This window comes from Thermus sp. (genome assembly GCF_056332225.1).
In genome coordinates this window covers 1-11,164 of sequence record NZ_JBWGQW010000047.1, presented here as the reverse complement: position 1 = coordinate 11,164, position 11,164 = coordinate 1, and the positions used below count along the sequence as shown (strand labels likewise).

Here is an 11,164-nt window from a genome sequence, read left to right as displayed (position 1 = left end):
GCCTGGTAGCGGAGGCGGAAGCCTTCAAACCCCGTGGTGGTCCTCTGGAAGGCCACATCGCCCTCCAGGCAGGCCTCGAGGTGCCTCCGCTTCCTTTCCTTCAGGTTCACGCAAGGCCCTCCCGCATCCCCTTGGGGGCCCTTTCCAGGCCCAGGTCGCGGGCGATGAGCCGGGCGGTCATCTTGGCGGACATCATCACGCTGGGCAGGCCCGCCCCCGGCTGGTAGCTCTGGCCCACCAGGTAGAGGCCCCGCACGTCCTCGGAGCGGTTCTTCGGGCGGAAGGAGGCCGTCTGCCAGAGCACGGGCTCGGGGCCGAAGGCGTTGCCCAGGTGGCTGTTCAGGGTCCACTGGAAGTAGTCCGGGGTGATGAAGTGGGTGTAGACCAGGCGGTCCATGAGCCCGGGGAGGTAGCCCGCCTCGTCCAGGTAGCGGAGGGCCTTCTCCAGGTACTGGGGGCTGAGCCTTCCCCAGTCCAGGCCGCTCCCGTTGTGGGGCACGGGGATGAGGGTGTAGGCCGCGTGGTGGCCCGGGGGGGCCAGGGAGGGGTCGGTGAGGGTGGGGAGGTGGAGGTAGTGGGCGAAGTCCTCGGGGAGGACCTTGCGCCCGAAGATGTCCCGGAGGAGCTCCTCGTAGCGGGGAGCGAAGAGGACGTTGTGGTGGCGGAGCCTCTCCCCCTCGTCCCCCCGGGCCTTGAAGCCGAAGTAGGCCACGAAGAGGCTCATGGAAAGCCGGGTGCGCTTGAGGCGCCAGTCGCCGTTAAAAGTGCGGTCCTCGGGGGCGAGGAGCTCGCCGTAGGTGTGGACGTAGTCGGCGTTGGAGACCACCAGGTCGGCCTCAATCTTCTCCCCGTCCTGGAGCGCCACGCCCACGGCCCGGCGCCCCTTGGTGAGGATGCGGCGCACGGGGGCGTTGTAGCGGATTTTTCCCCCGAGCTCCTCGAGCTTCCGCACGAGCCCCGCCACCAAGGCCCCCGTCCCCCCCATGGCGAAGTGCACCCCCCAGCGGCGCTCCACGAAGTGGATCATGGCGTAGAGGGCGGGCACCTTTAGGGGGTTTCCCCCGATGAGGAGGGACTCAAAGGAGAAGATCTGCCGGGTCTTGGGGCTTTTGAAGTAGCGGGAGACCAGGGAGAAGAGGGGCCGCACCGCGTCCAGCCGGAGGAGGTCCGGGGCCACCTTGAGGAGGTCCAGGAGGCCGCCGAAGTGGGTGAAGCCGAGCTCCAAAAAGCCCTTCTGGAAGAGGGCCCGGGCGTGGGCCTCAAACTGGCGGTAGCCCTCGAGGTCCTCCGGGGCGATGCGGGCGATCTCGCCCTTCAGGTGCTCGGGGTCGTCCTTGTAGTCAAAGTGGGTGCCGTCTGGGAAGTGGAGGCGGTAGAAGGGGTCTAAGGGCACGAGCTTCACGTAGCGCTCGGTGTGCCTTAGCCCCTCCTCCTCGGGGAAGTCGGGGTAGAGCCTGGGGTTGCCTGGGGCGGTGGCGAAGAGGTCCTCCAGGAAGGGGGGGACGGTGATCACCGTGGGGCCCATGTCAAAGGTGAAGCCCTGGGCCCGGTGCACAAAAGCCCTTCCCCCGGGCCCCGGGAGCTTCTCCAGGACCAGGACCTCGAGGCCCATGGCGGCGAGCCGGATGGCCGCCGAGAGCCCCCCTACCCCGCTTCCGATGACCACGGCGCGCATGGGGAGGAGTTTACCAGGCCGCTCCGCTTGTAAAGTTGGGCGTGGCCCACAAAGGACCTACTCCCGGGCCTGGGAGGGTCAGGGGAGGTTTGCTGGCGAAGAGGGCGCCCATCCCCTTAGGAGGCGGAGGGGCTTCTTCCCATGAAGGTAAAGCCTTTCTGGCGCGGCTTGCCCTCACACTTCCCAGGGGTTCAGGAGGGGCACGGGGAGGTGGCGGAAGTCCTCGGCGTTTCGTGTGGCCAGGGTCAGGCCGTGCCGGAGGGCCGTGGCGGCCAGCATGGCGTCCAGAGGGGAAAGAGGCCTGCCCTCCACCAGGGCTTTCCCCGTGAGTTCCCCCCAGATCTCCATCACCTCGGCATCCAAGGGGAGAATCCGCCCAGAGAAGCTCTCCTTCAGCTCCGAAAGCCAGGCCGCGAGGGTGGGCCGCCGGGCTTCCGGGGCCCGGGCTACCCCCTGGGCGAGTTCCCCTAGGGTCAGGGCCGAGAGGTACGCCTCCCCCACCCTGAGCTGGCGCAAAAAGGCGAGCACCCTGGGATGGGGGCGCTTTTTGAGGGGCTCGGAGACCACGTTGGTGTCCAGGAGGTACTTCAGAGCTCCACCTCCCGGAAGCCCGCCTTTGGCCTTTGGAAGAGGGCTTCCACTTCCTCGTTGGGAAGGGCCTTAGGGGGCCTCAGGGCCTCGAGGGCCGAGGTCTCCTCCCCGACGAGCCGGGCGTAGGTTTCCCAGTCCAGCACCACCACCGCCTTCTTGCCCCGGCGGAGGACGAGCTGGGGCTCGCCCTTTAGGGCCCGCTCCACCACCTCCGAGAAGCGGGCCTTGGCCTCCTGGAGTTGCCAAACGGCCTTCACGCTTTCAGGGTACCCGGAATAGACCGGTCTGTCTAGTTGAGACGGGAGCGGCCAGGTTCAACCCCATGGGTTCGCCGGGGCTCCACGCTGGCCCGGGTCGGCACGGCGCCTACACCTTTCGCCCCTTCCAGCGCTTCCCCGGGAGGAGGGCCCGCAGGTACACGGGGAGGAGGAGAAGGGGGGCGAGGGGGGCGAGGAGGCCGGGCCAGAGGGGTCCCCCCAGGGCCCACTGCACCCAAAGGCGCTCCAGAAGCCCCATGAGCCCGAGCTCCCACCGCCCGAAGGCCCAGGGCAGGGTGTAGAGGGCGAGGTGGTAGAAGGCCGAGCCCAGGAGAAGGGCGGGGTTTTTGAGGTGAACCTCCAGGAAGTTCTTGGCGAAGCCCGCCACCGCCTCCCCGTAGCCCCGGTACATGCGCACCCGGAAGAGCCCCCCGCCCAGGAAAAGCCCGTAGGCCTCCACCCGCCTCGCCAGGGCCACGTCCTCCAAGACCTCCCCCTTTACGGCCCCGTGCCCGCCGGAGGCGAGGTAGGCCTCCTTCCGGAAGGCCAGGACCTGGCCGTTCGCCACCCGTAGGCCTTCCAGAAGGGGGTGGGGCAGGAAGGAGAAGAGCCCGTTCATCACGAAGGCCACGGGGATTCCCTCCAAGGGGCCCACCTCCTGCTTGGGGAGGGCCGAGACCATCTCCTTCCCCTCCAGGGCCGCCAAAAGCCCCCCCAAGGCCCCCTCCTCCCAGAGGACGTCGGCGTCGGTGAAGACCAGGACCTCCCCCCGCGCCTCCTGGGCGAGCTGGAAGCAGGCCCAGTTCTTCCCCGTCCAGCCCGGGGGCGGGGGGGCGCCCCGGAGGAGGCGGAAGCCGGGGTGGTGCCCCGCCACCTCCAGGGCCGCCTGGGCGGTGCCGTCCTCCGAGAGGTCGTCCAGGACCAAGACCTCGAGGGCCCCCTGCCGGAGGAGGCCGGGGAGGGTCCTCCTTAGGTTTTCCGCCTCGTTCCGGGCCGGGACCAGGAGGGAGGCCCGGGGCCATGGGGGGGTGGGGCGGGGCCTTAGGCGGGGGAAGGCGAGGAGGTTAAAGAGGAGGGCGAGCCACCTCAGGAGGAGGAAGAGGAAGACCCCGAAGAAGAAGTCCCCCGTCATGGGAGAAGCCTCACCAGAGGGCGAATCCGTTCCTCCAGGCTCCGCCTTCCCCGGAGCACTTCCCGAAAGCCCTCCGGCACCTCCCGAGGGTGGGTCTTGGCGAGGAGGGCGTCTAGGTCCCCGAGAAGCCCGCCCAGGGCGCCCTCCAGGTCCTCCCCCGGAAGGAGGGGCTTTCCCATAAGGAGGAAGGCCTCGGGGTGCTCGTAGCCCCGGAGGACCACCCTTAGGGCCACGGGGAGGAGGGGCGCCCCCGCCTTCCCCGCAAGCCAGCCCGCCCCCCGACGCAAGGGGCGGAGGGCCCCGGGGTAGGCCATGGCCCCTTCGGGGAAGAGGGCCACCCACTCCCCCCGCCCAAGCCTCCTCAGGGCCTCCCGGACCCTTCCCGCCTCGAGGGCCCCCGCGAGCTTGAGCACGGGGAAGGCCTTGAGGTTCTCCTCGGCCACGAGGAGGCTCACCGGCCTCCGGTAAAGCCTCCCCAGAAGCCACACCAGGTGGCCGTCAAAGAAGCTGTGGTGGTTCAGGGCGAGGACCAGGGGGCCCCCCGGGGCCTCCCCCCGGAGGTAGACCCCCCGGAGGCTCCTCTTGAGGCTCAGAAGGAGGAGGGCCTCCACGAAAAAGCGCAAGGCCTTTCCCGTGGGGCGGTCCTTGAGGCGGTCAAAGAGGTCCCGCACAGGCCTATCTTAGGCGCCTCAGGGCCTCGGGGTGCCAGGCGAGGAGGAGGCCCTGGACCACGGCCAGGTTGGTGCCGAGGAAGAAGGCCATCTCCTCCAGGGGAAGCCCCAAAACCCCGAGGCCTAGGGTGTACCGGGGGGAGATCCACCAGATGCCCTCCCGGATGGCGAAGAGGTCCGCCCCCCAGAGGTAGAGGGTGGGAAGGCCCACCCCGAGGAGGAGGGCCCGCCGCCAGGCCCAAAGCAGGTCCCCCCCGAAGGCCCACTGGAGGACGAAGACGGGGGCGAAGTAGGCGAGGATGAGCCCGAGGTAGAGGTACCGCCCCTCGAGGGCGAGGAGGAGGACCCCAAGGGCGGCCACCAGGAGCCAAAGCCCCCCGCCCATCACCCGGGGAAGCCCCAAGGAAGGAGGGGGCGGAGCCCCCGCCACCCGGTGGAGGAAGGCCCCGGTGAGGAGGGGCTGGAGGAGGAAGAAGAGGTACTCCTCCAGGGGCACGTAGCCCAAGCGGAGGAGGACCCTGCCTTCGGGGTACCCCCAGACCCCCCGCCACACCAGGTAGTTGTCCCAGGGGGTGGTGTAGAGGAGGGCGATGAGGGGCATGAGGAGGTAGGCCCAAAGCCTAGGGGGCCTGGGCCTCGCCCAGAGGAGGAGGAGGAGAAGGGGGGGCAGGAGGAAGACCAGGTGGAACTGCAGGTAGGTCACGCCCGCGCCTCCTTTAGCCGGGGCCGGGCGGGAAGCCCGCCCTCGGGCCTCAGGGTCACCTGGGCGAGGACCCGGGGGAAGGGGAGGGGGTCAAGCCGGAAGCGGCGGAAGAAGGCCTGGAGGACGAGGGGGCCCTCGAGGAGGGCGAAGTCCCGCCCCAGGCAGAGCCTCTGGCCCAGGCCGAAGGGGAAGTAGCGCCCCGAGGGGGTGCCCTTTTCCCCCAGGAAGCGCTCAGGGGAAAAGGCCTCCCCTTGGGGGAAGTAAAGCCTCTGGGTCACGTAGGGGGAGAGGACCAGGGTGGTGCCCCGGGGGAGGACCGCCTCCCCAAGGGGGAAGGGCGCTTCCGCCTTGCGGGTGAGGATCCAGGCCGGGGGGTAGAGCCTCAGGGCCTCCTGGAAGGCGGCGAGGGCCGCCTCCTCGCTCTTGGCCACCTTTTCCTGCCAGTCCGGACGGCGGGAGAGGAGGAGGAAGGACCAGGTGAGGGCGCTCGCCACGGTCTCGTGGCCCGCCACCAGGAGGGTAACCGCCTCGCTCAAGGCCCGCTCCCGGGGGAGCCGGTTCAGGGGCGGGTGGGCGACCAGGCCCTCCGCCTCCCGGTAGAGCAGGGCCTTTGCCCTTTGGAAGCGGGCCTCCTCCTTGAGGTTGAGGAGGGCGAGGGGGCTTCGGGTGCGGGCCATGATCCGGTCCAGGGCCTTGAGGGCGTGCTCCGCCAGGGTAGGGGAGAGGGGCTTACCGAAGAGGGCCCGCCCCAAGAGCCTTAAGGAGAGGGCGAGCATCTCCCGGTCCAGGTCCCGCTCCTCCCCCCGCCAGGGGGCGAAGAAGGCCTCGGCTTCCTCCTTTAGGGCCTCCCGGTAGGTCCGCACCGCCCTCGGCAAAAAAGGGTCCTTGAGGGCCTTCCGGGCCTCCTTCCAGCTATCCCCCCAGTCGGTGAGAAGGCCCTTCCCCGTGAGGCGGGCGAGGGCCCGGTACTGGAAGGTGGCCTTGGTGGGCCCTTCGGCGAGGAGCACCCTTTCTACCCCCTCCGGGTCAAAGACCAGGGCCAGGGGGAGGCCGGGGAGGGGGAGGAAGAGCCTGGGGTGGGCCCGGCCCCACTCCAGGAGAACGCCCAAGGGGTCTTCCCGGAGGCGCCTGAGGTGGGGCAGGGCCTCCTTGGGGGAAAGGGTCTTCATGGGTCCAGTTTATCGGCGCACCAGGGGGCAGTACCCGGAGCGGGCCATGAGGAAGGCGAAGAGGGCGAGGCCCAGGAAGAGGAGCTTCTCCGGGCGGAAGAGGGCCAGGGCGAGAAAGAGGAGGGCCATGCCGTAGCGGAGGAGGGTGATCTGCCTGAGGACCTTTTGCGGGTCGCGTACCCGGAACATGGTTCAAGCTTATTCGGGACCCTCGAGGGGAAGGGTGGCCTGGCCCACTTCTTTGGCCAGGGCCAGGTAGCGCCGCCTCGCCTCCTCCAGGTCCACCACGGGGTTCTTGGGGGCGTAGGAGGGGTACTCCGGGGCCCAGCGCCTTAGCCACCTCCCCTCGGGATCGTGCCTTTCCCCTTGCAGGGTGGGGTTGAAGAGGCGGAAGTAGGGGGCGGCGTCCACCCCCAACCCCCCCGCCCACTGCCACCCCTGCAGGTTCACCGCCCGGTCCCCGTCCAGGAGGAGGTGGCGGAAGGCCTCCTCGCACCTTTTCCAGGGGAGGAGGAGGTACTTCACCGCCACCTGGGCCGCCACCATCCTCCCCCGGTTGGAGAGGAAGCCCGTGGCGTGGAGCTCCCGCATGGCCGCGTCCACCAGGGGGACGCCCGTCTGCCCCCGGTACCAGGCCCCAAAGAGCCCCTCGTCCTCCCGCCAGGGGAAGGCCTGGAACCTGGCGTCCAGGGGTCTTTCCGCCATCCAGGGGAAGTGGTAGAGGAGGTGGTAGGAGAAGTCCCGCCAGAGGAGCTCGGAGACCCACTTCCTCGCCCCCTCTCCCCCCTGGGCCAGGGCCAGGAAGGCGGCCTCCCTGGGGGAGAGGACCCCGAGGGCGAAGTAGGGGGAAAGCCTCGAGCCCCCCTCCCCGTCCAGCCGGTCCCGCTCCTCGGCGTAGCGGGCGAGCTTGGCCTCCAGGAAAGCCAGTAGCCTCTCCCTCGCCGCTTCCTCCCCGGGCTCGGGGAGGGGGACGTCGCTTTGGCCTTTGGGTACCTCCCCTTCCTCCTCCTCCCGGGGCAGGGCCAGGGGGGCGGGGAGGGGGGCTTCCACCCCCTGGAAGCGCCGGGCGAAGGGGGTGTAGACCCGGTAGGCCTGGGGGAGGTCGGGGGGGACGAGGTGGGGGGCGGGGAGGAGGTGAAGGGGGACGGGAAGGGCCTCCCTCACCCGCCCGTCCCGGTAGCGGCCGTAAGGGGTGTAGCTCCTTAAGGCGTAGACGGCCTTGGCCCTAAGCCGCCTCGCCGCCTCCGGCACCTTTTCCCAGGGAAGGCCCTCCAGCACCCAAAGGGCCCCGCCCCGCTCCCGGTAGGCCTCCCGGAGGGCCCGGACGTTTTCCAGAAACCAGGCCCGCCGCCTCGGGGAGGTCCTCAGGTTGTTGGGGTCCAGGACCACGAGGCCCACCGGGGTCCCCTGGGAGAGGGCTTGAAGGAGGGCCGGGTGGTCGGAAAGACGCAGGTCCCCCCGGTGCCAGACCAGGACCCGGCCCATCAGAGGGCCTCCCCCGGGGGAAGGCGGGCGGCGAGGAGGGCCCGGGGCAGGAGGAGGGCCCGCTCCCAGGCCTTGAGGTGGGCCCGCCTTCCTAGATTGTCGTAGCCTGAACGTCGTAGCTTGTCCAGGATGCCCTGGTACTGGAAGGCGGCGAGGGCGATGGCCGCCCGGCCCACCCGGAGGTGCCTTAGCCCCTCTAGCCCCTCCCGGTAGAGGGCCCGGGCCTTCCCCTCCAAGGCCCGCATCAGGGCAGGGTAGCCCGGGGGGACGCGCCCCGCCCGGAGGTCCTCCACTTCCACCCCGTGGACCTTCAAGAGGTCCAGGGGCAGGTAGACCCGGTCCCTTTGGAGGTCCTCCCCCACGTCCCGGAGGATGTTGGTGAGCTGCATGGCCTGGCCCAAGCGAATGGCCTGCGCCTCCGCCTCCTTTCCCCCTCCGGTGATGGGGACCATCATCCGCCCCACGGTGCCCGCCACCCGGTAGCAGTAGGTGAGGAGCTCCGCCTCGCTCTGGAGCCGGACCGGGCCGAGGTCGGTCTGGAAGCCCTCCCGCATGTGGAGGAAAGCCTCCAGGGGGATGGGCCAGCGCTCCAGGGCCCAGGCCAGGCCCTGCTCCCACGTTTCCTTGGGCCTTCCCCCGTAGGCCCGCTCCACCCCCGCCCACCAGCGGGCGAGGGCCTCCTCCCCCCCTCCTTCCCCGTCCACCGCCTCGTCCCCCAGGCGGCAGGCGGCGTAGACCGCCCAAGCCCCCTTCCTTTCCTCCTTGGGGAAGAGGAGGCTTCCCAGGTAGAAGGTGGCGGAGTGGGCGCGCACCAGCTGAGAAAGGGCCCGCCAGTCGGGTTCCATAACGCCTCCAGCTTCAGGGTACCACGGGCCCGGGACTTTTGCCCCGGCCACATATGGACAAGGCCTTGACAAAACCTATACGACGGGGTAAGCTTTGAGCATGACCCGCGCCGGGGTGTTCACCATCGCCGAGGTGGAGGCCATGACCGGCCTCTCCGCCGAGGTCCTGAGGCAGTGGGAGCGCCGCTACGGCTTTCCCCGGCCCGAGCGCACCCCGGGGGGGCACCGCCTCTACCGCCTCGAGGAGGTGGAAGCCCTGAAGACCATCCGCCGCTGGCTGGAGGAGGGGGCCACCCCGCAGGCGGCCATCCGCCGCTACCTCGCCCAGGAGGCCCCCGCCGAGGCCCTGGACGAGGCCCTCTACCGGGCCCTCCTCGAGGCCGACCTCTCGGGGGCCGAGGCCCTCTTCCGGAGGGGGGTGAGGCTCCTCGGTCCCGAGGGGGCCCTGGGCCGCCTCCTCGTGCCGGTTCTCCGGCGGGTCGGGGAGGCCTGGCACAAGGGGGAGGTGGGGGTGGCGGAGGAGCACCTCGCCACCACCTTCCTCCGGGCCCGGCTCCACGAGCTTCTGGACCTCTCGGGCTTCCCTCCGGGGCCTCCGGTCCTCGTGACCACGCCCCCCGGGGAGCGGCACGAGATCGGGGCCATGCTGGTGGCCTACGGCCTCAGGCGGCGGGGCCTGCCCGCCCTCTACCTGGGCCCCGACACCCCTCTTCCCGACCTCAAGCGCCTTGGGGAGCGGCTTGGCGCCAGGGCCGCGGTCCTCTCCGCCCTCCTCGCCGAGCCCTTAAGGGCCCTGCCCGACGGGGCGCTAGCGGGGCTTGCCCCCAGGGTCTACCTGGGGGGGCAGGGGGCAAGCCCCGAGGAGGCCGAAAGGCTCGGCGCGCGGTTCGTGGAGGGCCTCGAGGCCCTCGCCGAGGAGCTCCATGGCCCCGAAGAGGGAGAAAGGAAGGGAACATGAAGAGGTTCGGCCGCAAGGAGACCATCTACCTGAGGGGAGAGAACGCCCACACCCTCTACCGCCTGGAGGAGGGCCTGGTGCGCATCGTGGAGCTTCTCCCGGACGGGCGCCTCCTCACCCTCCGCCACGTCCTTCCCGGGGACTACTTCGGGGAAGAGGCCCTGGAGGGCAAGCGCTACCGCTACACCGCCGAGGCCATGACCGAGGCCGTGGTCCAGGGCCTGGACCCCAAGGCCATGGACCACGAGGCCCTCCACCAGGTGGCCAGAAACCTCGCCCGGCAGATGCGCCGGGTCCACGCTTATGAAGCCCACCTCCAAACCGGGGAGCTTAAGGCCCGCATCGCCCGCTACCTCCTCTTCCTGGCGGACACCCCGGCCTCCTTCCGGGACGAGAGGGGGCTTTACGTCACGGCCTCCCACGAGGAGATCGCCGACGCCACCGCCTCCACCCGGGAGTCCGTCTCCAAGATCCTCTCCGACCTCCGCCACCAGGGCCTCATCGCCACCGCCTACCGCCGGGTTTACCTCTTGGACCTGAGGGCCCTGGAGGAGGAGGCCCAAAGCGCCCTCGAGGCCGCCTAGGATGCGGGTCTTCGTGGTTGGGGGCACGGGGTTCGTGGGGCGGGCCCTGGTGGCCCTCCTCCTGAAGCGGGGCCACACCCCCGTGGTCCTGGCGCGGAGGCCTCGGGAGCTTCCCCCGGGGGCGGTTCTGGTCCTGGGGGATATTACCCGGGAGGTGCCGGACCTAACGGGGATGGAGGCCGCCATCTACCTGGCGGGGATCATCCGGGAGGGGGAGGAGACCTTCCGGGCGGTGCACGTGGAGGGGGTGAGGAACCTCCTTCGGGCCATGGAAAGGGCCGGGGTGGGGCGGCTCCTCCACATGTCGGCCCTGGGGGCGAGGCTCGAGGCCCCAAGCCGCTACCACCGCACCAAGGCGGAAGGGGAGGCCCTGGTGCGCCAAAGCGGCTTCTCTCACGCCATCTTCCGCCCAAGCCTCATCTTCGGGCCCGGGGACGAGTTTTTCGGGAAGATCCTCAAGGGGCTCGTCTGCGCCCCTCTGCCCTTCGTCCCCCTGATCGGGGACGGGGGTTTCCCCTTCCGGCCCGTGTACGTGGGGGACGTGGCGGAGGCCTTTTTGGGGGCCTTGGAGGGGGGCCTGGAGGGGACCTTTGACCTCGTGGGCCCCAAGGAGCACACCTTCCGCGAGCTTCTCCTTTTGGTGATGAAGGTCCTGGGGCGAAGGAAGCCCCTTCTTTCCCTTCCCCTTTGGCTCATGGACCGCCTCGTCCCCCTCCTTTCCCCTCTTCCCTTCAGCCCCCTCACCCGGGACCAGTACCTCATGCTGAAGGAGGGGAACACCGCCCCCTTCCCCGAGGCCCTAAGGGACCTCCTCCCCGCCCCCAAGGCCCTGGAGGAGGTCCTCCCCGGGTACCTCCGTTGCTAAGGCCAAGGAGGTCCTTCCCCAAGCCTTCATGTCGGCGCAGGCCAGATGGGGTGGGTTTAGAGGGGCCTCGCCGCCCCCATCCGGGCGTAAAAAGCGTGGGTGAGGGCGATGGCCAGGGCATCGGCCAGGTGGCTTGGGCTAGGGGGCTCCTTCAGCCCCAGGATGCCCCGCACCATGAGGGCCACCTCCTCCTTGGGGGCGTGGCCGTGGCCCGCCAGGGCCTGCTTCA

14 protein-coding genes and 1 pseudogene are annotated in these 11,164 nt (G+C 70.2%); 3 read left to right on the top strand and 12 right to left on the bottom strand.

Going from position 1 to position 11,164, the window contains the following annotated elements; all coding sequences use genetic code 11:
• The 11 genes and pseudogenes from AC01Y6_RS08235 to AC01Y6_RS08185 form a co-directional block, all read right to left on the bottom strand.
• Positions 1 to 110: pseudogene (locus AC01Y6_RS08235) on the bottom strand (type 2 isopentenyl-diphosphate Delta-isomerase); the annotation flags it as partial.
• Positions 107 to 1,675: a phytoene desaturase family protein gene (gene crtI / locus AC01Y6_RS08230; protein ID WP_347240230.1), complete on the bottom strand. Its 1,569-nt coding sequence runs from the start codon at positions 1,673 to 1,675 to the stop codon at positions 107 to 109. The gene crtI and the pseudogene AC01Y6_RS08235, both read right to left, overlap by 4 nt.
• Positions 1,676 to 1,849: 174 nt before the next feature.
• Entirely contained in the window at positions 1,850 to 2,266 is a 417-nt protein-coding gene (locus AC01Y6_RS08225) for a type II toxin-antitoxin system VapC family toxin (RefSeq protein WP_347240290.1), read from the bottom strand.
• On the bottom strand, positions 2,263 to 2,523 hold the full coding sequence (locus tag AC01Y6_RS08220) for a type II toxin-antitoxin system prevent-host-death family antitoxin (protein WP_428720329.1): 261 nt from the start codon (positions 2,521 to 2,523) through the stop codon (positions 2,263 to 2,265). Before AC01Y6_RS08220 ends, AC01Y6_RS08225 begins: the two co-directional genes overlap by 4 nt.
• A gap of 109 nt (positions 2,524 to 2,632) precedes the next feature.
• Positions 2,633 to 3,655 (bottom strand): glycosyltransferase family 2 protein, encoded by a 1,023-nt coding sequence (locus tag AC01Y6_RS08215; protein WP_476671072.1) that lies wholly within the window; start codon positions 3,653 to 3,655, stop codon positions 2,633 to 2,635.
• On the bottom strand, positions 3,652 to 4,326 hold the full coding sequence (locus tag AC01Y6_RS08210) for a 1-acyl-sn-glycerol-3-phosphate acyltransferase (protein ID WP_476671071.1): 675 nt from the start codon (positions 4,324 to 4,326) through the stop codon (positions 3,652 to 3,654). The genes AC01Y6_RS08215 and AC01Y6_RS08210 overlap by 4 nt, the downstream gene beginning before the upstream one ends.
• A 4-nt stretch (positions 4,327 to 4,330) precedes the next feature.
• On the bottom strand, positions 4,331 to 5,029 hold the full coding sequence (locus AC01Y6_RS08205) for a lycopene cyclase domain-containing protein (RefSeq protein ID WP_476671070.1): 699 nt from the start codon (positions 5,027 to 5,029) through the stop codon (positions 4,331 to 4,333).
• Entirely contained in the window at positions 5,026 to 6,198 is a 1,173-nt protein-coding gene (locus tag AC01Y6_RS08200; RefSeq protein WP_476671068.1) for a cytochrome P450, read from the bottom strand. Before AC01Y6_RS08200 ends, AC01Y6_RS08205 begins: the two co-directional genes overlap by 4 nt.
• 9 nt (positions 6,199 to 6,207) lie before the next feature.
• Positions 6,208 to 6,387: a hypothetical protein gene (locus tag AC01Y6_RS08195; RefSeq protein WP_347240237.1), complete on the bottom strand. Its 180-nt coding sequence runs from the start codon at positions 6,385 to 6,387 to the stop codon at positions 6,208 to 6,210.
• A 9-nt stretch (positions 6,388 to 6,396) separates the two neighbouring features.
• Positions 6,397 to 7,683 carry a deoxyribodipyrimidine photo-lyase gene (gene phr, locus AC01Y6_RS08190; protein ID WP_476671066.1) on the bottom strand — a complete coding sequence of 429 codons (1,287 nt, stop codon included), beginning with the start codon at positions 7,681 to 7,683 and terminating at the stop codon, positions 6,397 to 6,399.
• Positions 7,683 to 8,528 (bottom strand): phytoene/squalene synthase family protein, encoded by an 846-nt coding sequence (locus tag AC01Y6_RS08185; RefSeq protein ID WP_476671065.1) that lies wholly within the window; start codon positions 8,526 to 8,528, stop codon positions 7,683 to 7,685. Before AC01Y6_RS08185 ends, phr begins: the two co-directional genes overlap by 1 nt.
• A gap of 100 nt (positions 8,529 to 8,628) precedes the next feature.
• On the opposite strand from AC01Y6_RS08185, the gene carH reads away from it, so the two are divergent.
• From carH to AC01Y6_RS08170, 3 genes are read left to right on the top strand one after another with little or no spacing between them, the layout of a single operon-like run.
• Entirely contained in the window at positions 8,629 to 9,486 is an 858-nt protein-coding gene (carH, locus tag AC01Y6_RS08180; RefSeq protein ID WP_476671064.1) for an HTH-type transcriptional repressor CarH, read from the top strand.
• On the top strand, positions 9,483 to 10,070 hold the full coding sequence (gene ldrP, locus AC01Y6_RS08175) for a transcriptional regulator LdrP (protein WP_347240241.1): 588 nt from the start codon (positions 9,483 to 9,485) through the stop codon (positions 10,068 to 10,070). The genes carH and ldrP overlap by 4 nt, the downstream gene beginning before the upstream one ends.
• 1 nt (position 10,071) lies before the next feature.
• Positions 10,072 to 10,935 carry a complex I NDUFA9 subunit family protein gene (locus AC01Y6_RS08170; protein ID WP_476671063.1) on the top strand — a complete coding sequence of 288 codons (864 nt, stop codon included), beginning with the start codon at positions 10,072 to 10,074 and terminating at the stop codon, positions 10,933 to 10,935.
• Positions 10,936 to 10,991: 56 nt separating this feature from the next.
• Here AC01Y6_RS08170 and AC01Y6_RS08165 read toward each other — a convergent pair.
• A partial coding sequence (locus AC01Y6_RS08165) for a crossover junction endodeoxyribonuclease RuvC (protein ID WP_476671073.1) occupies positions 10,992 to 11,164 on the bottom strand: 173 nt, incomplete at its 5' end.